We start from the raw sequence: 23,434 nt of genomic DNA, 5'->3' as shown, positions 1-23,434 counted from the left end.
CTCGTCGTGCCCGCGCCCGACGCGCGGCCAACGCTCTCGAAGCTTCGTCCCAAGCCCGGTCTCCTCAGGCGCGCCGACTCCCTGCGCGTCCGCGCGATGGGCGCCCGAAGGCTCTTCGCCATCTCCGACGGGGGAGAGTCGCGCGAGGTCATGCGCGCTACCGACCTCCAGCGCCTGGCAGGCAGCATGGCCCGGACCATGAGTTCGTACTCGCAGGTCGTGGGCCCCCTCACCTACGTGGAGATCAGCGCCGGCGTGCCACGGCTCCTGAGCATCATAGAGAAGCCCCTTGATACCAACGAGTTCGTCTCCGACCGCGCGGCGGTGCTCAACACCAATCCCTGCACCACCTGCCAGCTGGGAATCGGTGCGGTCGGGATAGCCTACATGCCTTCCTCGCTCCTTTCGGCGAGAGAGGCGTCTGGAATACTCTGCATGCAGGACTAGTCCTTGGGAGGCAGCACATGAACGTGACCGACGGAAAGCTCGACATCCTCCTCCTTGGCTCCGGCGGTCGCGAGCATGCGCTCCTGCTGAAGCTCGCCGAGTCCCCACGCGCGGGGAGGATTTGGGTCGCCCCGGGCAATGGCGGGATGGACGAGCTCGCGACGCCCGTGACGCTGGACCAGGACGACCCTGCGGCGGTGGCCTCCTTCGCCACGGACAAGGGCATAGGCCTCGTGGTCATAGGTCCCGAGGCGCCCCTGGTGGCGGGCGTGGCGGATGCCGTGAGGGCGGCCGGGATACCGGTCTTCGGCCCCAGTGGCAGGGCGGCCCAGATGGAGGGGTCGAAGAGGTTCGCGAAGGACGTCATGGCCCGCGCCGGAGTTCCGACGGCGGCCTGGCGCAGCTTCACCGACGAGGCCTCCTGCCTTGCGTACGTGCGGTCGCTTGGCGGACCTTGCGTGGTCAAGGCTGACGGGCTCGCCGCGGGCAAGGGCGTCATCGTCGCCCAGGACGTGGACGAGGCCCTGGACGGCGTGCGCGAGTGCTTCTCCGGCGGCTTTGGCGAGGCGGGTCGGACGGTGGTGGTGGAGGAGCTCCTCCAGGGCCCCGAGTGCTCGCTCCTCGCCCTGACCGACGGCACCACCCTCGTTCCCCTTGCCACCTCCCAGGACCACAAGCGCGCCCTGGACGGGGACAAGGGGCCCAACACGGGCGGCATGGGCGTCTACTCCCCCGTGCCCATCCTCCTTCCCGGCGAGCTGGAGCAGATGACCCAGATGATGCAGGCGACGGTCGACCAGCTGCGCCGCGACGGCATCACCTACAGCGGCTGCCTCTATGGCGGCTTCATGCTCACCGAAGACGGTCCCAAGGTGCTCGAGTACAACGCGCGCTTCGGCGACCCCGAGACCCAGGTGGTTCTGCCTCGCATGAGGGGGGACCTTGTCGAGGCCTTCCTGGCCTGCGACGACGGAACGCTGGACCGCGTGGACATCGGCTGGGGGGACGACCGGGCGGTCTCCGTCGTGCTCACCAGCGCCGGATACCCCGGCAGCTACGAGAGGGGCAAGCCCATCAGTGGCATCGAGGACGCCGAGACCCTGGATGGGGTCACGGTGTACCACGCCGGCACCCGTCGCGACGGCGGCGGCCGCATCGTCACCGACGGCGGCCGCGTCCTGGACGTGACGGCGGTGGCTGGGCGCTTCGAAGACTCCCCCCACCTCCCCTACCCGGCCNGCGACGGCATCACCTACAGCGGCTGCCTCTATGGCGGCTTCATGCTCACCGAAGACGGTCCCAAGGTGCTCGAGTACAACGCGCGCTTCGGCGACCCCGAGACCCAGGTGGTTCTGCCTCGCATGAGGGGGGACCTTGTCGAGGCCTTCCTGGCCTGCGACGACGGAACGCTGGACCGCGTGGACATCGGCTGGGGGGACGACCGGGCGGTCTCCGTCGTGCTCACCAGCGCCGGATACCCCGGCAGCTACGAGAGGGGCAAGCCCATCAGTGGCATCGAGGACGCCGAGACCCTGGATGGGGTCACGGTGTACCACGCCGGCACCCGTCGCGACGGCGGCGGCCGCATCGTCACCGACGGCGGCCGCGTCCTGGACGTGACGGCGGTGGCTGGGAGCTTCGAAGACGCCCGCAACCTCGCCTACCAGGCCTGCGACAGGATCTCCTTCGAGGGCAAGACCTATCGTCACGACATCGGAATCAAGGCCATCAAGGGACGAACGAGCCTCTAGGCCAGACTTGAACGGAGTGCACAAGGTGAAAGAGAAAAAGCCCGACACGGAGGTCGCCCCCCAGGACTCCGGCGAGGAAGAACCCAGCTACGAGTCGCGAGCCGAGGCGAGCCAGGGACTCGAGGAAGCCATCGGTGGCATGCGCGACGCGACCCAGGCCTTCGTGTACGACGGGCAGCGTGCCACGACGGGCCACAGCTCCGGGGAGCCGATGCGTCGCGGCCTTGTGCTGGGCGATGACGACCCGCGCGACCGAGACCTCCGCGAGGCAGTGGTGAGCGAGGACACGGTCTGGCAGGGGCGCATCTTCGACGTGTCGAGGCTGCAGGTCAGGCTGCCCGACGGGCGCCAGGCCCTGCGCGACGTGGTGCGCCATCCCGGAGCGGTCGCCATCGTCGCGCTGACCGATGACGGGCGAATCTGTCTGGTCCGCCAGTACCGCACGGCGTTGGGACGCGTTACGGTCGAGGTCCCCGCCGGCAAGCTCGACCCGGGCGAGGACCCCCTGGACTGCGCCGAGCGCGAGCTTCTCGAGGAGACGGGGATGAGGGCGCGCAACATGGCGTTCCTCACCACCATAGCCTCCTCCGACGGCTTCGCCGACGAGCTCATTCACATCTACATGGCGACAGGCCTCAGCTTCGGCGCGTCTGACCCGGACGCCGACGAGTTCATAAACGTTGACCTGGTCGACCTCGGCGAGCTGGTGGACGCCGTCCTGGACGGTCGCATAGAGGACGCGAAGACGGTGGTCGGCGCCCTCATCTGCGACGCGGTGGGGCACCGCCTCGCCATGCAGCCCGAGGACGGCGCGGAGTAGGCGGAGCTTGCCTATACTTAGCTTGACTGGCTCTTTTTGTTGTTGATGCGAGTGGCAGGGAGAATCTCCATGGCAAGGAAACGAGAAGGGGCGCGCATCCAGAAGGGTGCCCTCACGGCCGAGCAAGCCGAGAGGCTCTTTGCCACCGTCGACGAGACGGGCCACACCAACGAGGAGACCGCCGCGCGCCAGAGGCGCCATCGCAAGGAGTTCGGCCACGGGGTGGACGTCGACCCGCTCGCCGGCGCCGACCCCTCCGGCTCCAACGTGGAGAAGGTCATCACGCATACCGCCGTGACCTTCGTCCTGGTCTTCCTCGTCATCGTCGTGGCGCTGCAGGTCGCCGCAGGCCTCATCCGCCGTGCCAGCACCGCGAACCTCGCGGAGAACGTCAACATCACCACCGTCGCCTCCGCCCTCAAGGGTGGCGTGGAGTGGGGCAACGGCTTCACGCAGTTCCCCGAGAAGTACTCCGTCCAGGAGGCGGACGAGAACACGCATCGTGTCGAGGTGACCGTCACCGACACCTCGTCCGAGGACGCGCTCGAGGCCTTCGCCGGCTCCCAGATCCAGGCCACGGCCTTCTCTGTCAACGCGCTCCTCAACCCCAACATCGACACCGTGGTCTATCGCGTCAACGTGCATGTCGGCGCCAACGGCAAGTTCCAGACCTCCTCGTTCTTCGGCTTCCTGCAACCCACGGGAGAGATCAAGACGCTCATGACCTTCATCTGGACCAAGTCCACCACCGACACGGGGGTGCGCTTCAACTGCACCATCACCGGCGTGGACACGGCGATGCAGGAGGAGCTCAGGAAGAACGTGACGACGAGCTTCACGCCCTCGTCGATTCTGGGCGTCGTCCTGGGCGACGAGGACAAGGGCACGGGTTCCGATTCGGCCAGCGTGGACTCCACCAAGGCGAACCCGGACTCCTCCGAGAAGGGCGATGGCTCGTCCGCCTCGTCATCCACGGGCGACGCGGAGCAGACCAAATCCGCGGCATAGCGGATTCGCACATGCCCGAACGGCCAGGGGGACTGCGGAGCTCGTGCTCCGCAGTCCCCCTTCGCAATGACCAAAACGCCTTTCGCCTAGCCTTCTCTCGCCTAGCCTTTGAGGAGCGTGCAGACGTCTCCCAGCACGGTCTCGAAGTTGACCCCGCGCATCTCGAAGTCTGGCTGGTAGCGCGTCACCACCATGGCCTTGCGCACGAGCTCGCCTGCGAACTCCGTCGCCTCGAGCAGGGACCTTCCGCACATGACGGCGGCAAGCAGGCTCGAGGCATAGAGGTCTCCCGTGCCGTGGAGCATGTAGGGCAACAGCTCGGCCTTGACCTCGCATACGTCGAGGTCGTCCCCACAGACGTAGTTTCGGATGAGCCCGTCCCCGCGGATGACCCCCTTGAGGACGACGGCCTTGGCGCCCATGCCCACGAGCGCCTCGAGGTTCTGCCTCACGAAGTCGTCGGAAACGTCGTGCCCCTGGTAGGGGATGCCGGTGAGGATGGAGGCCTCGGTGAGGTTGGGGGTGAGAAGGTCCGCCCCGTCGACGAGGGCGCCCATGGCCTCGCACATCTCGTCGGTGTAGGTGGGGTACTTGGCGCCCTCGTCACCCATGACCGGGTCGACGACGCGCAAGGCGCGCGGGTGCTCGCGATAGAGGCGCTGGATGGCGCCCACCTGTCCGGCGGAACCCAGGAAGCCGGAGTACACGGCGTCGAGCTCGACGCCCTCCTGCACCCAGGCGTCGAGGTAGGGCTCAAGCATGTCGGTGGTGTCGTGCATGTGGAAGACGGGGAATTTGGTGTTTGCCGAGAAGAGCGAGGTGGGGACAGGACACACGTCGCATCCGGCGGCAGAGAGCACGGGGATGGCCACTGCCAGGGAGCACTTCCCGTAGCCGCAGAGGTCATGGACGGCCGCCACGCGCGGTATGTAGTGCCCCTCGCGCCGGTACAGCCTGATTTCGCTTGCGTTGGTCATGGTGGTTCCTCTCACATGGACTGATGGACCGATGCTGCAGGACACGATAGACCATCGGCACGGGGTGCGCCGCGCTTGTAGCCAGAGTGTGCGCGCCGAGGAGCGGGCGCTCCCGCCAACGTATACTGGGAAGGCACGATTGCACGGGCACAGACGAGGGGAGACCTCATGTCAGGCGAGCAGCAGGCACCGTTGGTGGGAATCATCATGGGCTCGAAGTCGGACCTTCCGGCCATGGAGGCGTGCACCAGGCAGCTCGAGGAGTTTGGCGTGCCCTACGAGCTCGTCGTCGCCTCGGCCCACCGGGCCCCGGCGAAGGTGCGCGAATGGGCGTCTGCCGCGGCAGCACGCGGCATCAAGGTGATCATCGCCGCCGCAGGCAAGGCGGCCCACCTGGGTGGGGTCGTCGCGGCCTACACGCCGCTGCCCATCGTGGGTGTGCCCATGAGGACGAGCGACCTGGGGGGGATGGACTCGCTCCTCTCCATGGTCCAGATGCCCTCCGGGGTGCCCGTCGCCTGCGTGGCGATCGGCGGGTCGAAGAACGCGGCCATCTACGCGACCCAGATCCTGGGCGCGTCCATGCCCGAGTACGCGAACAAGCTGGTGGAGTTTAAGCGCCAGATGGCGGAGGCCTAGCCCCGCCCGGAAGACGAGAGGAGACCGCGTGCCAGGGAAGCACATGAGAAGGGACGACGCCCCTCGTCGGGAGGGGGGACTGGGTCAGGGCGTGCATGCGCCGCTCCCCATAGAGCCTGTCATCGAGCGCAACCCCGCCGACCCCGAGCGTCGCGCCAGGAAGGGCGAGACGACGGGGGAGAGGGGCTCGAGAAGGCGCCGCCTCCTCGTCTCGAACGTCCTCCTCGCCGTCGGCATCGTGCTCCTCCTGGTGGCTGCTGGCCTCTGGGGGTACTCCCGCTGGCAGTACCACGAGCAGGACGTGGTCAACGACAGGCTCGCGTCCTTCGCCAACGTGAGCGACGCGACGTCTGCCTCGGACGACGGCAGCGCGAAGGCCCCGGTCGACGTCGACTGGGCTGGCCTCAAGGCGGTCAACAAGGACGTGGTGGGTTGGGTCTACGTGCCCGACACGGTGGTCAACTACCCCGTCTACCAGGGCACGGACAACGACTACTACCTACACCACACGGCTGAGGGCCAGTACACTCTGGGCGGACAGGTGTTCATGGACTACGAGAACACGGCCCCCGGGCTGATCGACGGCCAGACCATGCTCTATGGCCACCATCTCAAGAGCGGCCAGATGTTCTACTCGCTCTTCCTCCTCAAGGACCAGGAGGTCTTCGACGCCACGCCGACCATCTGGTACCTCACCGAGCAGCAGAGCTACGAGCTCGAGCCGCTCTTCGTCTACTACACCCAGCCCGACGACGGGACCGCGCGCACGACCAAGTTCGACTCGGACGAGGAGCTGAGGTCCTACTTGAACGAACGCCTCGCGAAGGCCGTGGCGAGCCGCCCCGATGCGGCAAGGATAATTTCGGGCCTGAAACACGTCATGACCATGTCGACCTGCAACTACTACGATGGCTATGGCCGGTCGCTTCTGGTCTGCGTCCCCAAGGCGGAGGCAGCGGCGGCCCTCGCAGCCACGGAATAGCCCAGGCATGACCCCTTCCCAAGGAGACCGCCCAGTGAGAGAGACGTCTCGGACCGCCTTTGACATCGACGAACTGGGGGAGGGAGATTCGCCTCACGAGGAGTGCGGCGTCTTTGGCGTCTGGGCCCCCGGGCGTGACGTGTCGCGCATCACCTACTTCGCCCTGCGCGCCCTGCAGCATCGCGGCCAGGAGTCCGCGGGAATAGCCGTGGGGGACGGCAGCACGGTCTTGGTCCGCAAGGACCTCGGACTCGTGGACGCCGTGTTCACCGACGCGGACATCTCGGCCATGCGCGGCAAGGTGGCCATAGGGCACGTCCGCTATGGGACCTCCGGCGCGCGCAGCTGGGAGGCGGCGCAGCCGCACCTCTCGACCATCAGCGAGGTCATCATCGCCCTCGCCCACAACGGCACGCTCGTGAACTCGGACAGCCTGCGCGCGAGCCTGGTCGAGCTGGGCGTGCCCTTCCGCTCGAACACCGACTCAGAGGTCGCCGCCAAGCTCATCGGCCACTACACCAAGGAGACGAGCCACCTCCGCCAGGGCATTGCCAAGGCCATGGGCATGATCGAGGGCGGCTACGCCATGGCGCTGGTGCGCGAGAACGCGCTCTACGCCTTCCGCGACCCCAACGGGATACGTCCCCTGGTGCTGGGCCGGCTGGGAGACGACGGCTGGGTCGTCGCCTCCGAGACCTGCGCCCTGGACATCGTCGGGGCCGACTACGTGCGCGAGGTCGCGCCCGGCGAGATCATCCGCGTCTCGGACGACGGCCTGGTGAGCGAGAGGGGCGTCCCCGCACGGGTCCCGGCCAGCTGCATCTTCGAGGAGGTCTACTTCTCTCGTCCCGACTCGGTGGTGATGGGCAAGTCGGTGTACTCCATGCGCTTCGACATGGGACGGCAGCTCGCCCGCGAGGCACCGGCCGAGGCGGACCTGGTCATAGGCGTGCCCGACAGCGGGTTGCCACCTGCGGAGGGCTTCGCGCGCGAGCTGGGCATACCATTCGGCGAGGGCTTCGTGAAGAACCGCTACGTGGCGCGCACCTTCATTCAGCCCACCCAGGAGCAGCGCAGCCTGGGCGTGCGCCTCAAGCTCAACGCCCTGCGCGACAACGTGGCGGGAAAGCGCGTCGTCATGGTGGACGACTCCATCGTGCGCGGCACCACCTCGAAGCAGATCGTGCAGATGCTGAGGGAGGCGGGCGCCAGGGAGGTCCACGTGCGCATCAACTGCCCCGAGGTGAGGTGGCCCTGCTTCTACGGCATCGACACCGACGTCCAGTCCCAGCTCATCTCTGCCAGCAAGGGCGTGGAGCAGGTGAGGGAGTTCATCGGGGCCGACAGCCTGGCGTTCCTCTCGCTTGCCGGACTCAGGCAGTGCGTGCCCTCGACCGGCTGGTGCTGCGCCTGCTACGACGGCTGGTATCCCGTGAGGATCCCTCAGAGCTTCGCCCAGGGGAAGTTCATGGAGGGCTACAGGCCCGGGGGTCCCGAGGAATAGCGGAAGCCCCCGCGTCGGCGTCCCTGTCCCGCACGACCATCGAAGAGAAGACCCATGAGAGGGGAAGCAATGGAGAAGGCCCAGACGAGGCACGTGAGCTACGCCGACGCCGGCGTCGACGTGGACGAGGGCGTGCGCGCCGTCGACGCCATCAAGGAGATGGTGGCGTCCACCAGCAGGCCCGAGGTCATCGGTGGGCTGGGCGGGTTTGGCTCCTGCTTCTCCATGGCGTCCTTCAAGGACATGGAGGACCCCGTCCTGGTCTCGGGCACCGACGGCGTGGGCACCAAGCTCGCGATCGCACAGCTCCTGGGGCGCCACGACAGCGTGGGGCAGGACCTCGTCGCCATGTGCGTGGACGACGTGGTGCCCATCGGCGCGGAGCCCCTCTTCTTCCTCGACTACATCGCCATAGGGAAGCTGCGCGCGGAGCACGTGGCGCAGGTGGTGAGCGGCATCGCCGAGGGCTGCCGCATGAGCGGCTGCGCCCTCGTCGGTGGAGAGATGGCCGAGCATCCGGGTGTCATGGCCCCCGACGACTACGACCTCGCGGGCTTCGTGGTGGGCGTCGTGGACCGTCCCAGGATGATCGGCCCCGACAAGGTGCGCGTGGGTGACGTGATCCTGGGACTTCCCAGCTCGGGCATCCACTCCAACGGCTACTCTCTGGTTCGCAAGGTTGCCATCGAGGGCAAGAGCATCGAGGAGCTGGAGGCCCCGCTCGAGGAGCTGGGCGGCGAGTCCCTGGCGGACGCGGTCATGCGTCCCACCACCATCTATGCGGGGGCGCTGGTCAGAGCCCTCAAGGTAGGGGCTCCCATCCACGCCATGGCGCACATCACGGGCGGTGGCATCACAGAGAACCTCAACCGCGCCCTGCCCGCGGACATCGACGCGGTCGTCGACCGTGGCGGCGAGGACGGGCCCGGCTGGGACGTCCCGCCCGTGATCGACTACTGCGTGCGCGCGGCGGGGCTCACCCAGGACGAGGCCTACAAGACCCTCCACATGGGGGGGGGCATGAGCCTGATCGTCGCCCCCGAGGACGTGGCCATGGTCCGTGCCGCCCCGGCCCACCAGGGGCTCGAGNCCGAGGACGTGGCCATGGTCCGTGCCGCCCTGGCCTACCAGGGGCTCGAGTCGTTCGTGATGGGCGAGTGCGTGCCGGGCAGCGGAAAGGTGAGCTACCGATGAGCGACGACCTCACGCTCTCCACCCCCGAGCCCGCGAGCCTTCCCATGGCGCGCGAGGGACGGCCACTGCGCCTGGGGGTGCTCATCTCCGGCTCGGGCACCAACCTCCAGGCGATCATCGACCGCATCGCCGACGGGACGCTGAATGCCACCGTCGAGCTCGTGGTCTCCTCTCGTCCGGGAGCCCTGGGGCTCAAGAGGGCGGAGGCGGTGGGCATCCAGACCCTGAGCCTCTCGAAGGAGATCTACGACGACCCCCTGACTGCGGACGAGGTCATCGCCACCGAGCTGCGCCGCCGCGACGTTGACTACGTGGTGATGGCGGGCTACATGAGGATGGTCCACTACCCCATACTACGGACGTTCCCATCCCGGGTCGTCAACATCCATCCCGCGCTGCTGCCCAGCTTCAAGGGGGCCCACGCCATCCAGGACGCCTTCGACGCCGGGGTGAAGGTGACGGGCGTCACGGTGCACTTCGCCGACGAGCGCTACGACTGCGGACCGATCGTTGCCCAGCGCGCCCTTGCGGTCGAGGAGGGTTGGGACGTGGACGAGCTGGAGGCGCACATCCACCAGATCGAGCACGTGCTGTACCCCGAGGTCATCCAGCTGCTCGCCGACGGTCGCGTGAGCCTGGACGCCGACGGCAGGAGGGTTCACGTCACCCCCTCTGCCTAGTGGGGACCTATCAAGCGATCAGAAGCTGCGGATGACGGCAATCTTGTTCGAGAGGTTCGCGATGGCCGGAACCTTTATGAGCAGCCGGTAGACAGGGTTGATGAGGGGCATCTTCTCGCTCAGGCTGCGGTCGGCGACGTGGCGCAGGCCATCGATGCCGGCCACCAGCTCCGCGCCGCTCCGCGCACTAAACGTGAAGCGAGCGTTGCTCTTGGAGATGCTCCTCTCCACGTCCTTGCCCACGAAGCGAGGGTTGAGAAACTCGACGAAGAGGGTGGCGCGGGCGTAGCGGTCCCGCACGATCGAGAGAATCCGTGCCACGTCCTCGGCCGAGAGGTACATCGTCAGCCCCTCGACGATCACGAGGACCGGCCCGTCGATGGGACCAACCTCGGCCGCCCATGCTTCGTCCATGGCCGAGAAGGCATGCATCTTCACGCGGTCGGTGTCCTCGACGAAGCGGCGCCGGACGTCGATGGTCTCGGGCAGGTCGATGTCGTGCCAGCGGATGCGGCCGTTGTCCATGCGCCAGAAGCGCATGTCCATGCCGCAGGCGATGTTGATGACCGTGCAATCCGGGTTCGAGGCCACGAACTCGCCCACCATGTCGTCGAGCAGCATCGTGCGGGCAATCACGCCGGCACCCATCGCAAGGTCCTTGTCGGCGAAGGAGAAGTCGTAGTCCATCCGGTCGACCATCTCGACGGCCTTGTCGTCGTGGATGAGGGCGTTCTTGCGTCGCGACTCCTTTGCCCGTGCGTAAAGGGTCTGGACCATGGTCTCCGGCACGCCGGATATGTCTATCTTCTCCATGCGTCGTACCTCGCCTGTTCCGAAGGTTGCATTGGCAGCAAGAATAGTAAGACTTTGCTAACTTTCAGGCAAAGTGACTTAGGGAGAGGCGCGGTGGAGCACCCCGTCACGGGACCTTTTCCGCCGGTCCTTGCGGCTACCTTTCGTGCGACAGCAGACAGACGGTCTCCACGTGCTTGGTGTGGGGGAACATGTCCACGAGCTCGATCCTGCGCGCGTGCCAGCCGTGCCTGCGGAACTCCCCCAGGTCGCGGAGCTGCGTCTGGGGGTTGCAGCTCACGTAGACCACCGCCCGGGGCTCGAGGGCGCAGACCGCGGCGATGAACTCGGGGGTTGATCCGGCGCGCGGCGGGTCCATCATCACTACGTCGAAGCCTTCGCCACCACGCTCCCGCAGGCGCCTCATGTACTTGGTGGCGTCGGCTCGGACGAAGTCACAGGAGGCGGAGAGGCCGTTCTCGCCCGCATTCCTCCTTGCGCAGTCCACGGCGCCCGCCACCTGCTCCACCCCCACGACGCGCACGTCTCGCCCGTTTTCTTGTGTGGCACGGGCGGCGCAGATGCCTATGGAGCCCGTGCCACAGTAAGCGTCGAGCATGCGCTCGCCGGCCCGAAGCTCCGCCGCGTCGATGGCCAGGCTATAGAGCACCTCGGTCTGGGCGGGGTTGGTCTGGTAGAAGCTGGTCGGCCCCACCTCGAAGCGACAGCCCAAAAGCTTGTCGTGCATGACGCCCGGTCCCAGGAGGGTAACGCAGTCGCGGCCCAGTATGGCGTTGGTGCGCCTTTGGTTGACGTTCTGGACGATGCTCGTGAGCTCGGGGTGAGCCTCCTTGAGCATGCGGGCGAGCCTGGACGCGTGGGGGAGCTGGGACCCGTTGGTGACGATGGTCAGGAGGACCTCGTCCGTGGCGTACCCGCTGCGTACGACGGCGTTTCTCAGGACTCCTGTGCCTTGGTCCTCGCGGTACGCGGGAATGTGCAGCCGCTCCGCCGCCCGTGCGAGGTCGTCGATCATCGTCCTTCCGCAGGGGTCCTCCACCAGGCAGTCGTGACAGGCCACGATGCGATGGCTCCCTGCCTCGTAGAAGCCGGACCTGACCCTCCCCTTCGCCCCTGGGGCGAAGGGAGAGGCCATCTTGTGGCGGAAGCGCAGGGGTTCCTCCATGCCATGGACGCGCCCTAGCTCGCAGCCGTCCTCCTCGACGGCGGGCGAGAAGAGCTCCTCCATGGCCTCCTGCTTGCGCCTCAGCTGGATGGGGTAGGGGACGGCGAGCCACTCGCAGCCACCGCAGCGCCTGGATATGGGGCAGGTGTAGGTCCTGAATCCCACGCTCTTCTCCCGCCTCGCTTGCCTCGCCTTGGTTACCAACTTGTACGGGCTATTGTACGGCCAGGTCTCGCACGTCGATCGAGCGATAGAATCTGGGAACCACGAATCGACCGCGACAGAAGGGGGACCTCATGGGAGCTCCTACCAAGATCGGCATCATCGGAATGGGCCACGTTGGCGCGCACGTGGCAAACGCCATTCTCTACCAGGGACTTGCCGCCGAGATCTATTGCGTCGACTCCATCGAGAGCAAGGTCGCCTGCGAGGTCAACGACCTCCAGGACGCCATGCCCTTCTACCCCCGCCAGGCGCGCGTGTACAACTGCCATGAGAACTACGAGGAGCTCCTGGGCTGCGACGTCATCGTCAACGCCGCAGGCCACGTCGCCCAGGCGGCTGGCAACCGCGACGGCGAGCTCTTCTGCACCGCGGAGGAGACCAAGAAGTGGGCGCCGCGCATCAAGGGCTACAAGGGCGTCATCGTCACCATCGCCAACCCCTGCGACGTCGTCGCGACCATGGTCTGGAAGCTCGCCGAGCTCGAGCCGCGCCAGGTCGTGGGGTCGGGCACCGCACTTGACTCCGCACGCTTCCGCCATGCCCTCTGGGACGCCACCGGCTACAACCCCAACTCCATCACCAGCTGGATGATCGGCGAGCACGGTGCGAGTCAGTTCGCCGCTTGGTCGCACGTGTCGTTTGGCGCCACGCCACTGGCGGAGCTCGAGAAGTCAGATCCCAAGCACTTCTCCTTCGACAAGGACGCCATCGAGGAGGCCGCGCGCATGGGCGGCTACGTGACCTACGCCGGCAAGCAGTGCACCGAGTACTCCGTGGCAAACGCCGCGACCGAGCTGGTCAAGGCCGTGGTGCAGGACTCCAAGCTCATCACCCCCGCGGGCACCCTGCTCGAGGACGTCTACGGAGAGAGCGGCCATTACAGCTCCATCCCCTGCGTCATTGGCAAGGACGGCGTCGAGGCCACCTTCCCCCTCGAGCTCAGCGCCGACGAGCAGGAGAAGTTCCACGCCAGCTGCAAGCACATCCAGGACAACCTCGAGAAGGTCAGGTGCTGGTAGGCTGACCCGTCACGAGTCGTAAGGCGATTTCAGCGAGGACCCGGCGACCACGACGGCCGTCGGGTCCTCTCGCCTGTAAATGCTACGGTAGACAATACAATTGAACTTTATTCAAAATTCGTCCACCATCGTCTTCCAAGAAGAGTAAAGTGACCCCAGTTTTAAATTAGGGTCAAAACGACTCACGAGGAGGGGTGGCCATGCAGTCCAAGATCGCGCACGCGGCAGAGCGCAAGGCCTTTGGCGTCGCCATAGACCGGATCATCAAGAGCGCATCGGGCGAAGACCGGGAGAAGAACGTCGAGCACCTCATCGACATGGCGGGCAAGCTTCTGAAGGACACCTCCCCCGGTGCCACCCGCGGCATCCGCAAGGGCCTCTACCCTGGCTCCAAGTGGGAGAATTGGCTCTTTGACGTCATCGACACCACCGACCCCAACGTGCTGCGCACGACGGTGCTCAACGGTGGCTACGAGGCTGCCTTCCGCGGCCTGCGCAACACCACGGCAAACGCCGAGAAGTACCAGTGCAACGTGCCCTGGATCATCCTCTTCGACCCCACGAGCGCCTGCAACAAGCACTGCGTGGGCTGCTGGGCGGCAGACTACGGCAACCGCCTCAACCTGAGCTACGACGAGATGGACCGCCTCGTCACCGAGGCGTCGGACCTGGGGACCCACCTCTTCATGCTCACCGGCGGCGAGCCCCTGGTGCGCAAGGCCGACGTGCTCAAGCTGGCCGAGAAGCACAACGACTGCCTCTTCAACATCTTCACCAACGCCTCGCTGGTGGACGAGAGGTTCTGCGAGGACGTGCAGCGCCTGGGCAACGTCGTGTTCTCGGTCTCGCTCGAGAGCTACGAGCCCAGCGTGAATGACGGCCGCCGTGGCGACGGTTCGTTCGAGGAGGTCATGCGCGCCTTCGACCTCATGAAGGCGCACGGTCTGCTCTACGGCACCTCCACCGCCTACACGCGCGAGAACACGGAGCGCGTCTCGAGCGACGAGTTCTTCGACCTCATCATCGAGAAGGGCTGCCGCTGGGCCTGGTTCTTCCACTACATGCCGGTGGGGGAGGGCGCCAACGCCGACCTCATGCCCACCGTCGAGCAGCGCGAGTACATGCTGCACCGCATCCGCGAGATCCGCGGCGTCGAGGGCGGCAAGCCCATCTTCGCCATGGACTTCCAGAACGACGGCGAGTACGTGGGCGGCTGCATCGCGGGAGGCCGCGTCTACTGCCACGTCAACGCCCGTGGCGACGTGGAGCCCTGTGTCTTCATCCACTACTCCAACGTGAACATCCGCGACCACAGCTGGCTCGAGTGCCTGCAGCAGCCCATCTTCCAGGCCTACCGCCGGCACTGGCCTTGGAACGACAACATGCTCCAGCCCTGCCCCATGCTCGAGAACCCCAAGATCCTTCCCAAGATCGTGGAGGAGTCCGACGCCAAGACCAGCGAGTACGTGGCACCTGAGAGCGCTGAGGACCTCTGCGCCCGCGTGACCCCCTACGCCGAGGAGTGGGCGCCCAAGGCCCGCGAGCTCTGGCTTGCCGAGCATCCTACGGGTCGCAAGGTCTACGAGGACGAGATGTCGCAGCAGAGCGTCGACTTCAAGGCCAAGGTCATAGCCGAGGAGGACGCGCACGAGGAGGCCGTCATCGAGTAGGGTCTTTCCCGACAACGCTGCGCCGTGCCTGCGCCCACCGCGCATGCACACACGCTGCCCGACGAGTGATTCGCGCGCTGGCCGTCCATGGGTATGGTGGTAGCCAGCGCGCGGCCTCGCCGGGCGCTTGTCGTCCATAGGTGCACGGTGGCTTCGCCGTCGCGTTCTTCCCCTCGGCGTCGCCGCCAGACTTGCGGCTCGAGGAGGAACCATGGCAGATTCGTCTAACGAGAGGGTAAAGAACCTCGCACTCGTGGGCCAAGGCGGCGTGGGCAAGACCATGCTGGCCGAGGCCATGCTTCACCTGACGGGCAAGACGACCCGTCTGGGAGGCCACGCCGGCACTAAGCCCACGCTTGACTACGACAGCGAGGAGGGCGCCCGCGGCTTCTCCATCTCGACCACCATCGCGCCGGTCGAGTGGAACGGCGTAAGGATCAACGTCCTGGATGCCCCCTGCTACCCTGACTTCGTCGGCGACGCCTATGGCGCTCTCGCCGCGGCTGAGACGGCGCTCTTCATGGTCGACGCGGCGAGCGGCCCTGGCACCATCACCACCCGCCTTTGGTTCGCCGCCGAGGAGCTCTCGCTCGCCCGCGCGCTCTTCATCAACCGCTTGGACCGCTCCGACGCGGACTGGGACACCGCCCTGCTCACGGCCCAGGAGCGCTTCGGCAACCGCCTGGCCCCCGTCACCATCCCCATGGGGTCTGGGGATGCCTTCGCGGGCATCATCGACGTCGTGCACATGAGGTCACGCCACCTCGTGGACGGCAAGCCCGTGGTGGGGGAGGTCCCCGCCGAGTTCCTCGAGGCCGCCCAGGCGGCCCACGCGCAGCTCACCGAACTCGTCGTCGAGGCGGACGACGAGGCCATGATGACCTACCTCGAGGGCGGCGAGATCAGCCAGGAGCTGCTCGAGTCCCTTCTCGCCACCGCCATCGCACAGCGCATCTTCGTCCCCGTCTTCGCGGGCTCCTGCGTCAAGGAGGAGGGCGTCATCTCGCTCATGGACGACGTGGCGGCGTGGTTCCCCAGCATGGCCGACTTCGGTCGCGTGCCCCTGGTCAACGGGGAGACGCTGGACATCTCTCCCGACGACGATCGCCCCGTCGCCTTCGTGTTCAAGTCGCTGCAGGACCAGCAGAACGGGCGCCTCTCCTTCGTCAAGGTCCTGGCCGGCACGCTCACGCCCGGCATCGAGCTCATGAACGCGCGCACCCGCAAGACCGAGCGGCTGGGTCACCTCTACAGCATGTGCGGCCGCGAGACCACCGACGTCAAGTCGGTCGCGGCGGGCGACGTCTGCGTGGTTCCCAAGCTCGAGGCAATGACCGGCGACACCCTCTCGGTCACCGGGAAGGTCGAGGCCGCCGCCTTCCGCTTCCCCAACTCCCTCTATCGCATCGCCGTCGAGCCGGACGAGCGCGGGAGCGAGGGCAAGGTCTTTGCCTTCCTGGAGAAGAGCGCGGCCGCCGATCCCACGCTGAGCGTCGAGCGCGACGAGGAGACCGGGCAGACCGTCATCTCCGCCATCGGAGAGGCGCAGGTCTCCGTCCTCCTCGACCGTCTCGAGGAGCGCGCGGGCGTCACGGCTCACACCGTCAAGCTGCGCATCCCCTATCGCGAGACCATCCGCCGCGTCGCGAGCGCCCAGGGTCGTCACAAGAAGCAGACCGGCGGCGCCGGCCAGTACGGCGACTGCTGGCTGCGTGTCGAGCCCAACCCCGGAGCGGGCTACGAGTTCGTGGACGAGGTCGTGGGCGGGCACATCCCGCGCAACTTCATCCCCGCCATCGACAAGGGCGTGCAGGAGACCATGGTGGACGGCGTCCTTGCTGGATACCCCCTCATCGACGTGCGCGTTGCCGTGTACGACGGTTCCTACCACCCTGTCGACTCCAACGAGATGGCCTTCAAGACGGCAGCGCGCATTGGCTTCCAGAAGGCGATAGGCCAGGCAGAGCCCGTCCTGCTCGAGCCCATGGCCCACATGAGCATCACCGTGCCCGACAGCTACGCCGGCTCGATCATGGGTGACGTGTCCGCCTCTCGTGGCCGCGTCGAGGGCATGTCGGCCGCCAGCGGCCAGGGCGAGCAGGGCATGACCACCATCGAGGCGACCATTCCCTACGCCGAGGTCACCGACTACGCCACGCGCCTGCGCTCGCTCTCGCGCGGGACGGGCGAGTTCGAGCTCGAGGTCTCGGGCTACGAGCAGGTGCCCCACGACGTGCAGGCCAAGCTCGCGGCAGAGTATGCCGAGAGGCGCGCAGAGGGCAGGTAGCGGCAGGCGAGGCGGGCCGCGCGGGTCACAGGATGGGGGTGTCGCCCTTGCGGCGGCACCCCCTCGCGCTTGCGGTTTGGCGGGTGCCTGCCTCCGTCCCGCGCGTCTGGTCTATTCTTGTCTGACGGAACCCTGCGAGCCGTTAGGTTGGTTGAACCATGTGGAGCGAGCTCTTCCCTGCCGTCCTGGCGTCCTGCGCCGTCATCTTCGTCCCGGGCTATCTCATGGGACGGGCCCTCGGCCTTTCCAGGAGCTGGTCCGTGTGCATGGCGCCCCTGCCTTCCTTTGGGCTCATCGCCCTCGCCGGCATCCTGTATGGGACGTTGGGCGTTGCGGCCCAACCCCTGACGCTCCTCCTCCCCCTCTCCCTCCTCCTCGCGGTTCTTGCCCTCCTGGGCCGCTCGTTCCGGCTGCCCGACCTCCCCCGCATTGGCTGGGGAATGATCGCCCTCTACCTCGCGATGGGCCTGGTGGCCACCACGTTCATGTTCGTGCGGATGCTTCCCAGCGCCAACGCCGTGATGACGGGCAGGGACCTGGCTCACCACATCAACAGCATCAGGGCGTTCGTCTCGACGCAGTCCTTCTCGTCTCTGAGGATGGGTCCGTACCTGCTTTCCCAGGACCTTTCCGTCGACCCCTACGCTCTTCCGGGCTTCTATCCTGCAGGCTGGCATGCCGCCGTCACCCTGGTGGTGCAGATGGGAGTCACAGAGATCTCGGTCGCGATCAACGCGGTGAACGTGACCATCTCGTCCTTCGTGTGGCCGCTGGGCACCCTCGTCTTCCTTGCCTGGTCGTTTCGTGGCAAGCGCCGCCCCCTTGTCGCCGGCGCGCTCGCCACGGTGAGCTTCATGGCGTTCCCCTGGTACTTCATGAAGTTCGGCCCCATCTACCCCAACCTCGCGGGATTTTCCCTCGTGTTTCCCTGCGTCGTCGCCTTCATGCTTTTCGTGGAGCCTGCGTGGAAGCGCCCCGCGCGCCTCAGGGCGCTCGCACTCTTCCTCGTGGGCGGCGTGGCGCTCGCCCTCACGCAGCCAAACGCGATCTTCGTGGCCGCCGTCATCCTGGTTCCCTACGTCGCGGCGCGCATCGTCTCTTCGGGCGGCGTCCTGAGGGTCCTCTTGCATGAGTTGCCATCCGGGCTGGTGGCAGCCCTCTGGGTCGTGGCCTGTGGTCTCGTCTGGCTTGCGCTCAATCGGGCGCCGTTCATGTCCGACGTGGTCGGCTTCGGGCTCTGGGGGTATCGCATCTCTCCCTGGGAGGCCCTCGTGAACGTCGCGACCCTTGCCTACCAGGCCTTCTTCGTTCCCGACCTGGGACAGCCCCTTCTTGCGCTCCTCGTGCTGCTGGGTCTGGTCTGGACTCTGAGGAACAGGAGACTGCGTTGGATGTCGGTGTCCTACGTCGCGGCTGCGGGCATCGTCTTTGGCAACGCGACCATGGGCGGCCTGGCGAAGCAGCTGCTCTCGGGCTTCTGGTATTCGGATCCGCCTCGCGTCGCCGCCGTCGCCGCCCTGTGCGCCGTCCCTTTGGCGGCGTTGGGCATGGACTGGGTCGTCACCGGCGTCTCTCGCGCATTGGGGGTGCGGGTCGGGGATGGTTCGCACCTTACCGCGTCCGCCCTCACGTCGGGAACCCTCGCCGCCCTCGCCATCCTCGTCTTCTATCCCGGGGTCAGGATTCCCACCCTCACCTTCAGCGCGTTTCCGAGTTCGGGACGGATCGAGACCCAGGTCGAGCAGACGAGGCTGCAGGTCCAGGAGGCGTACTCGCAGTACGGCTTCTACACCACGCGAGAGCGCGCCTTTGCCCGCAACTGCCAGAAGCTGATCGAGGCCGAGGGGGGAGCGGACGCCCTGGTGATCAACAACCCCTTTGACGGCAGCGCCTATGCGTACGGAGACGCGGGCATGCGCGTCTACTTCAGGGAGCTCAGCGAGGGGATAGGTGCGGATGGCGGGGCAGAGGCGACGGTGAGGGCGAGGCTCGATCACGTTGCCGACGACCCCGAGGTGAGGGCGGCGGTCAACCAGCTCGGCGCGCGCTACGTCATCAGGTTCGAGCACCTCAAGGAGGACAAGGCCTACTCGATGCTCTGGAACTACGACCATGACCTCTGGAAGGGCATCGACTCCGTCAACGAGGGCACCCCGGGCTTCGAGCTCGTGATGAGGCAGGGAGATATGGCGCTTTATCGCATAAGTGCCGCCTAAATCCTCGTGCCGACGTAACCGACCTGGCCTTTGGTATCCTTCTGGGGACCATAGCTGAACAGGGAGGTTGCGCATCCGCGCATGGACATAGCCATAAGCGTTACTGTCACCACGCTCCTCATACTCGTAAACGGATACTTCTCGATGGCCGAGATGGCCCTCTCGACCGCACGCAAGGTCATACTCGACCATGACGCGGACGAGGGCGACGAGAAGGCGGCGCGCGCGGCCCAGATGAGCGAGCATCCGGGTGACTTCCTCGCGGTCATCCAGGTGGGAATCACGCTGGTCGGCTTCTTTTCGTCCGCCTTCGCGGCCACGAGCCTCTCGGGTCCCCTCGCGAGCCAGCTTGCGTCCTGGGGCGTCCCAATGGACCTGGCCCACGTCCTCGCCACCGTGCTCATCACCCTTCTGGTCTCGTACATCTCCATCGTGGTGGGCGAGCTCGTGCCCAAGCGCATCGCGATGGCCGACGCCGAGGGCGTGGCAAAGAGCGTGGCCGGGCCTCTCAGGAACTTCGCCGTCATCGCCCGTCCGCTCGTCGCGCTCACGGCGGCGAGCACCAATGGCCTCGCCGCGCTCCTCGGCATCGCTAGCGCCGACGACCGGCAGAACGTGGGCGAGGACGAGATCAAGTACATGGTCACCGACGCGGACGACCTGACGGACGAAGAGAAGTCCATGATCCACGAGATCTTCGAGCTGGGTGACGCCATCGCCCGCGAGGTCATGGTGCCCCGCGTGGACATGACGGCCGTCGAGGACTCGACCACGGTGGGCGACGTGATCGAGCTCATGCGCCGCACGGGCTACTCCCGCGTTCCCGTCTATCACGAGGACGTCGATCGCGTGGTGGGAATCGCGCACATCAAGGACCTCCTCGGCCCCGTCCTCGAGGAGGACGCGGGAGACAACATGATCGCCCGCTACATGCGTGGGGCCGACTTCGTGCCCGACACGAAGGACATCATCCCCCTGCTCTCCGAGATGCGCACCAGCCACGACCAGATGGTCATCGTGGTCGACGAGTATGGCGGCACGGCCGGCGTCATAACCATCGAGGACATCGTCGAGGAGGTCGTGGGCGAGATCGAGGACGAGTTCGACCCCGACAACAAGTACCTCACCCAGCTGGGTGAGCGCGAGTGGCTGGTGGACGGCCGCTTCAGCATCGACGACGCCATCGAGCTCGGTTGGCCCATCGAGGACCGCGAGGAGTACGAGACGGTCGCGGGCTTCGTGCTCGAGATAGCCGACGGCCTCCCCAAGCCGGGCGATGCCTTCGAGGTCGATGGCTACAGGTTCCTGGTGCAGTCGGTGCGCGGCCGCCGCATCGCCCTGCTCAGGGTCACGGCCCCGGAGCCAACGACCGGAGACGAGCCGCAGGGCTAGGTGGCAGGCGCGGCGCGCCACCAGGTGCCGTGGGGCGTCTCGCCGACGAGGCCCTGCAAGGCTCCCGTCCCAACCTGCGCGCGGGGCGTCCTCCTCGCCTTTGACTACAATGTATGGACGCATGCGGTTCCTAGGAAAGGCAGCTCCATGGCACAGCTCATAGACATCCTGCGGGTCGAGGTCGGCCTCAAGAACCTCGTTGCCCGGGTGCGCGTCTCGGACGAGGCTCCGCTCATGACCAGCGAGGACCTGCAGGGGACCACGCGCGTCTACAAGCTCATGCCTCACATCGTCGAGCATGCCTGCCTGGGGGACGCGAGCGAGACCTTTAAGGAGGTCATGGGCAACACCGAGCTGGCCCACCTCCTCGAGCACGTGACGGTGGAGCTGCTCTCGCGCTCCGCCGCCTCCGCGGAGGTCTCTTCTGGCCGCACCTACCCCGTCCCGGGAGAGGCGCGCACCTACGACGTCGAGCTCTCCTGCCCCGACGACGTGTTGGTGTGCGCCGCGCTCTCCAGCGCCGTCTGGGTCATGGACTGGGCCTTTGGCGGGGGAGAGGGGCCGCGCCCTGACGTCGACGCCATCGCCGAGGGCCTGACCGGACTGGTCCAGAGCCTGGGCGACGAGCCTGCCGAGGCATACGAGCGCGAAGTCCAGGAAGAGATTGACGCCGAGGTGGAGAAGAGAAGGGACGAGCTCCTGGCCCAGCGCGAGGACGAGCTCGCCCAGAGGAGGGCCCTCGCTGAGGCCGCCGCAGCGGCTGCCGCCGACCAGGCACGCGCCCGNCCCGAGGCCTGGCAGTCGGCCCAGGAAAGCCTCGGCTCGAGCGATGACGAGCGTTCCGGGGACGCAGGCGACGTCCTCGATTCGTCGCAGGCCCCCTTCGTCGAGACGGTCGACGAGCCGGGGCCTGTCACGGATGGCGGGGACGTTGAGGTCGAGCTCCCCTGGTAGGAAACGCGGTCACCGACCGCGACGCACTCCTCCGGGCATTTGCGCTTCTGGTAGCCCCAGGTCGGCTAGGATGGTGTCACCATGCAGGGGCGGTCTGTCTCCGCATACGGGAAGGATCTCTCGGCCTTGGCTGGGAAACGACGGGAGGAAGACATGAGCGCAAAGGGAGCACTTGGATTCGTGGCAGGCTTGTTCGCGGGAGCGACGGCCGGATTCGCGGCGGGAATCCTGATGGCGCCTCGTCCCGGCGCGGAGAGCCGAGCCATGGCCGCCGACGCCATGAATGACGCGTGGGACAGCGCGGTCGACTCATACGAGCGCGGCTCGCGCGTGGTCAACGACAAGATCGCCGGAGTCCGTCCGGGCATGGACGCCACCACCGACGAGCTGCGCGCCAAGGTCGACCTGGCCCGCGAGCGCATGGACCAGCTGCGCGACTCGCTCTCCGAGGCCGTGACCAACGCTTCCACGCAGGTGCAGGAGACGGTCTCGGACGTCGCCGACAAGGTCAGCGCTGCCGCCGAGGCGACGGCGTCGGACTCCGCGGTCCACGTGGAGGTCGTCGAGGACGATGCGACGGACGAGGGGTAGCGCTCCTTCGAACGCTGCGTTTGGGGGCGGGCGGACGTTTTGACGTCGCCCGCCCCGCTTGGTTTCGTGCGCGCGGCGCGAGAGGCGCGCGGAACGTTCCGGCAGCCGGTTCGGGAGCCATCGAGGGGAGAAGGGCATGGCCAGGATCTCGGAGCTCATGGGCAGGAAGGTGTACGAGCTGCGTCCTGCCCGCAAGGCGGGCGGCGAGCCTCGGCGCAGGAGAGTCGGCAGGGTGCATGCCGCGGTCTTCTCCCCCGACGGCAGGTCCCTGGTAGGCTACATGGTCAGGCGCCCCGACATCGCGGGGATGGTCAGGCGCCCCGACGCCTTCCTGGCACTTGACTCGCTCCGGTCGGGCGAGGACGCCATATTCCTGACGAAGGACGCGGGGCTGGCGCTGGATGACGGGGCCCGTGGCAGGCTGGGCCTTGAATGGGACTCCTGCGTCATGTGGGCGGGCATGGATGCCAAGACGGAGCGAGGTCGCGTCCTGGGCTACGTGGGTGACGCGACCTACGACGCCGGGACCGGTCGCGTGCAGAGCTTTGCCGTGGGAGACGGCGGCGTGGCCCAGTCGCTCGTGGGCTCGGTTCAGGTCCCCGCGTCCATGCTCAGGGGCTACCGAGGCGGCTACATGGTGGTGGACGACGCTGCGTCTCGGCTCTCTTTGAGCGGTGGTGCCGCGGCGAAGGCCGGTGAGGCGAGCGCCAGGGCGCAGATCGCCGGAAGGAAGGTCGCGGCACGAGCCGACGAGACGGCCTCTCAGGCGCTTGACAGGGGGTCCAGCGCGCTTGGCCGCGCGATCGGCAAGGCCAGAAGGTCCGTGGAGGGGGCAGCGCAAGGTGGGTTGGAGCCCAAGAAGGCGACGGCCACCCAGCCAGGGGCAAAGAAGACCTCGCGGAAGAACACGGGCGCGGACGGCGCACGAGCCGTGGGCCGCCAGATGAAGAAGGCCGGCGGAATGTTCGGCTCCTTCATGGACGAGTATCGCAAGGCGAGCAAGTAGGCCAAGCGCCCTCGGCCTTCGCGGGAAGATCGTCCTGCGGCCTACCCATCGGCCGTCCCCGGGGTACGCGGGCCAGGGCGCCTCCGCGTCCCGA

19 protein-coding genes and 2 pseudogenes are annotated in these 23,434 nt (G+C 67.0%); 18 read left to right on the top strand and 3 right to left on the bottom strand.

What is annotated here, in order from left to right; genetic code table 11:
* The 5 genes and pseudogenes from BQ7388_RS08960 to BQ7388_RS08945 all read left to right on the top strand — a co-directional run.
* Positions 1-447 (top strand): annotated as a pseudogene (locus BQ7388_RS08960) (DegV family protein); the annotation flags it as partial.
* Between the two features lie 17 nt (positions 448-464).
* A pseudogene (gene purD / locus BQ7388_RS08955) lies at positions 465-1,709 on the top strand (phosphoribosylamine--glycine ligase); the annotation flags it as partial.
* An 18-nt stretch (positions 1,710-1,727) separates the two neighbouring features.
* Complete coding sequence (locus BQ7388_RS13625) at positions 1,728-2,198, top strand: phosphoribosylglycinamide synthetase C domain-containing protein (RefSeq protein WP_234946943.1); 471 nt, start codon at positions 1,728-1,730, stop codon at positions 2,196-2,198.
* 139 nt (positions 2,199-2,337) lie between these two features.
* Positions 2,338-3,018, top strand: a complete 681-nt coding sequence (locus BQ7388_RS08950) for an NUDIX domain-containing protein (RefSeq protein WP_083823530.1) — start codon at positions 2,338-2,340, stop codon at positions 3,016-3,018.
* Positions 3,019-3,087: 69 nt separating this feature from the next.
* On the top strand, positions 3,088-4,026 hold the full coding sequence (locus BQ7388_RS08945) for a hypothetical protein (RefSeq protein ID WP_072500305.1): 939 nt from the start codon (positions 3,088-3,090) through the stop codon (positions 4,024-4,026).
* 101 nt (positions 4,027-4,127) lie between these two features.
* On the opposite strand, the gene BQ7388_RS08940 is transcribed toward BQ7388_RS08945, so the two are convergent.
* The gene (locus BQ7388_RS08940; protein WP_072500304.1) at positions 4,128-5,003 is read right to left on the bottom strand and encodes a bifunctional hydroxymethylpyrimidine kinase/phosphomethylpyrimidine kinase; all 876 of its coding nucleotides are present in this window, start codon (positions 5,001-5,003) and stop codon (positions 4,128-4,130) included.
* Positions 5,004-5,171: 168 nt separating this feature from the next.
* On the opposite strand from BQ7388_RS08940, the gene purE reads away from it, so the two are divergent.
* From purE to purN, 5 genes are all read left to right on the top strand, one after another.
* Positions 5,172-5,642: a 5-(carboxyamino)imidazole ribonucleotide mutase gene (purE, locus tag BQ7388_RS08935; RefSeq protein ID WP_072500303.1), complete on the top strand. Its 471-nt coding sequence runs from the start codon at positions 5,172-5,174 to the stop codon at positions 5,640-5,642.
* Positions 5,643-5,670: 28 nt separating this feature from the next.
* Positions 5,671-6,624, top strand: a complete 954-nt coding sequence (locus BQ7388_RS08930) for a class B sortase (RefSeq protein WP_009278256.1) — start codon at positions 5,671-5,673, stop codon at positions 6,622-6,624.
* A gap of 34 nt (positions 6,625-6,658) precedes the next feature.
* Positions 6,659-8,128, top strand: coding sequence for an amidophosphoribosyltransferase (purF, locus tag BQ7388_RS08925; protein ID WP_072500302.1), 1,470 nt, complete (start codon positions 6,659-6,661; stop codon positions 8,126-8,128).
* Positions 8,129-8,197: 69 nt separating this feature from the next.
* Positions 8,198-9,322 carry a phosphoribosylformylglycinamidine cyclo-ligase gene (gene purM, locus BQ7388_RS08920; RefSeq protein WP_072500301.1) on the top strand — a complete coding sequence of 375 codons (1,125 nt, stop codon included), beginning with the start codon at positions 8,198-8,200 and terminating at the stop codon, positions 9,320-9,322.
* Positions 9,319-10,002, top strand: a complete 684-nt coding sequence (purN, locus tag BQ7388_RS08915; protein WP_009278253.1) for a phosphoribosylglycinamide formyltransferase — start codon at positions 9,319-9,321, stop codon at positions 10,000-10,002. Before purM ends, purN begins: the two co-directional genes overlap by 4 nt.
* Positions 10,003-10,020: 18 nt before the next feature.
* Here the strand turns inward: purN and BQ7388_RS08910 are convergent, their stop codons facing one another.
* Both BQ7388_RS08910 and rlmD read right to left on the bottom strand, forming a co-directional pair.
* Entirely contained in the window at positions 10,021-10,815 is a 795-nt protein-coding gene (locus tag BQ7388_RS08910) for a class I SAM-dependent methyltransferase (protein ID WP_072500300.1), read from the bottom strand.
* Positions 10,816-10,951: 136 nt separating this feature from the next.
* Positions 10,952-12,145 (bottom strand): 23S rRNA (uracil(1939)-C(5))-methyltransferase RlmD, encoded by a 1,194-nt coding sequence (gene rlmD / locus BQ7388_RS08905; protein ID WP_062531509.1) that lies wholly within the window; start codon positions 12,143-12,145, stop codon positions 10,952-10,954.
* A gap of 131 nt (positions 12,146-12,276) precedes the next feature.
* Between rlmD and BQ7388_RS08900 the strand changes: the two genes are divergently transcribed.
* The 8 genes from BQ7388_RS08900 (at position 12,277) to BQ7388_RS08865 (ending at position 23,340) form a co-directional block, all read left to right on the top strand.
* Positions 12,277-13,224, top strand: coding sequence for a lactate/malate family dehydrogenase (locus BQ7388_RS08900; RefSeq protein ID WP_062531508.1), 948 nt, complete (start codon positions 12,277-12,279; stop codon positions 13,222-13,224).
* Positions 13,225-13,424: 200 nt separating this feature from the next.
* On the top strand, positions 13,425-14,894 hold the full coding sequence (locus tag BQ7388_RS08895; RefSeq protein ID WP_072500299.1) for a radical SAM/SPASM domain-containing protein: 1,470 nt from the start codon (positions 13,425-13,427) through the stop codon (positions 14,892-14,894).
* Between the two features lie 211 nt (positions 14,895-15,105).
* Positions 15,106-17,181 (top strand): elongation factor G, encoded by a 2,076-nt coding sequence (locus tag BQ7388_RS08890; protein WP_062531506.1) that lies wholly within the window; start codon positions 15,106-15,108, stop codon positions 17,179-17,181.
* Positions 17,182-17,339: 158 nt separating this feature from the next.
* The gene (locus BQ7388_RS08885; RefSeq protein ID WP_072500298.1) at positions 17,340-19,397 is read left to right on the top strand and encodes a DUF6541 family protein; all 2,058 of its coding nucleotides are present in this window, start codon (positions 17,340-17,342) and stop codon (positions 19,395-19,397) included.
* Positions 19,398-19,478: 81 nt separating this feature from the next.
* Entirely contained in the window at positions 19,479-20,789 is a 1,311-nt protein-coding gene (locus tag BQ7388_RS08880; RefSeq protein ID WP_072500297.1) for a hemolysin family protein, read from the top strand.
* A gap of 147 nt (positions 20,790-20,936) precedes the next feature.
* The gene (locus BQ7388_RS12400) at positions 20,937-21,743 is read left to right on the top strand and encodes a cyanophycin synthetase family protein (RefSeq protein ID WP_072500296.1); all 807 of its coding nucleotides are present in this window, start codon (positions 20,937-20,939) and stop codon (positions 21,741-21,743) included.
* Positions 21,744-21,896: 153 nt separating this feature from the next.
* Positions 21,897-22,334: a YtxH domain-containing protein gene (locus tag BQ7388_RS08870; RefSeq protein WP_062531502.1), complete on the top strand. Its 438-nt coding sequence runs from the start codon at positions 21,897-21,899 to the stop codon at positions 22,332-22,334.
* Between the two features lie 136 nt (positions 22,335-22,470).
* Positions 22,471-23,340: a PRC-barrel domain-containing protein gene (locus BQ7388_RS08865; protein ID WP_009278243.1), complete on the top strand. Its 870-nt coding sequence runs from the start codon at positions 22,471-22,473 to the stop codon at positions 23,338-23,340.
* Positions 23,341-23,434: the final 94 nt, after the last annotated feature.

Origin of the sequence: Olsenella phocaeensis, assembly GCF_900120385.1 — a bacterium.
GTDB classification, from domain to species: Bacteria; Actinomycetota; Coriobacteriia; order Coriobacteriales; family Atopobiaceae; genus Olsenella_I; species Olsenella_I phocaeensis.
This window is presented reverse-complemented; position numbering and strand designations above follow the sequence as displayed.

What these genes read in the sequence shown, in the direction of transcription:
- purE (WP_072500303.1), top strand. Translation starts at nt 5,172, where the DNA reads ATGTCAGGCGAGCAGCAGGCACCGTTGGTGGGAATCATCATGGGCTCG.
- purN (WP_009278253.1), top strand. Translation starts at nt 9,319, where the DNA reads ATGAGCGACGACCTCACGCTCTCCACCCCCGAGCCCGCGAGCCTTCCC.
- BQ7388_RS08895 (WP_072500299.1), top strand. Translation starts at nt 13,425, where the DNA reads ATGCAGTCCAAGATCGCGCACGCGGCAGAGCGCAAGGCCTTTGGCGTC.
- BQ7388_RS08890 (WP_062531506.1), top strand. Translation starts at nt 15,106, where the DNA reads ATGGCAGATTCGTCTAACGAGAGGGTAAAGAACCTCGCACTCGTGGGC.
- BQ7388_RS08910 (WP_072500300.1), bottom strand. Translation starts at nt 10,815, where the DNA reads ATGGAGAAGATAGACATATCCGGCGTGCCGGAGACCATGGTCCAGACC.
- BQ7388_RS08940 (WP_072500304.1), bottom strand. Translation starts at nt 5,003, where the DNA reads ATGACCAACGCAAGCGAAATCAGGCTGTACCGGCGCGAGGGGCACTAC.
- BQ7388_RS08880 (WP_072500297.1), top strand. Translation starts at nt 19,479, where the DNA reads ATGGACATAGCCATAAGCGTTACTGTCACCACGCTCCTCATACTCGTA.
- BQ7388_RS13625 (WP_234946943.1), top strand. Translation starts at nt 1,728, where the DNA reads ATGCTCACCGAAGACGGTCCCAAGGTGCTCGAGTACAACGCGCGCTTC.
- BQ7388_RS08945 (WP_072500305.1), top strand. Translation starts at nt 3,088, where the DNA reads ATGGCAAGGAAACGAGAAGGGGCGCGCATCCAGAAGGGTGCCCTCACG.
- BQ7388_RS08950 (WP_083823530.1), top strand. Translation starts at nt 2,338, where the DNA reads ATGCGCGACGCGACCCAGGCCTTCGTGTACGACGGGCAGCGTGCCACG.
- BQ7388_RS08870 (WP_062531502.1), top strand. Translation starts at nt 21,897, where the DNA reads ATGAGCGCAAAGGGAGCACTTGGATTCGTGGCAGGCTTGTTCGCGGGA.
- BQ7388_RS08865 (WP_009278243.1), top strand. Translation starts at nt 22,471, where the DNA reads ATGGCCAGGATCTCGGAGCTCATGGGCAGGAAGGTGTACGAGCTGCGT.
- BQ7388_RS08900 (WP_062531508.1), top strand. Translation starts at nt 12,277, where the DNA reads ATGGGAGCTCCTACCAAGATCGGCATCATCGGAATGGGCCACGTTGGC.
- BQ7388_RS08885 (WP_072500298.1), top strand. Translation starts at nt 17,340, where the DNA reads ATGTGGAGCGAGCTCTTCCCTGCCGTCCTGGCGTCCTGCGCCGTCATC.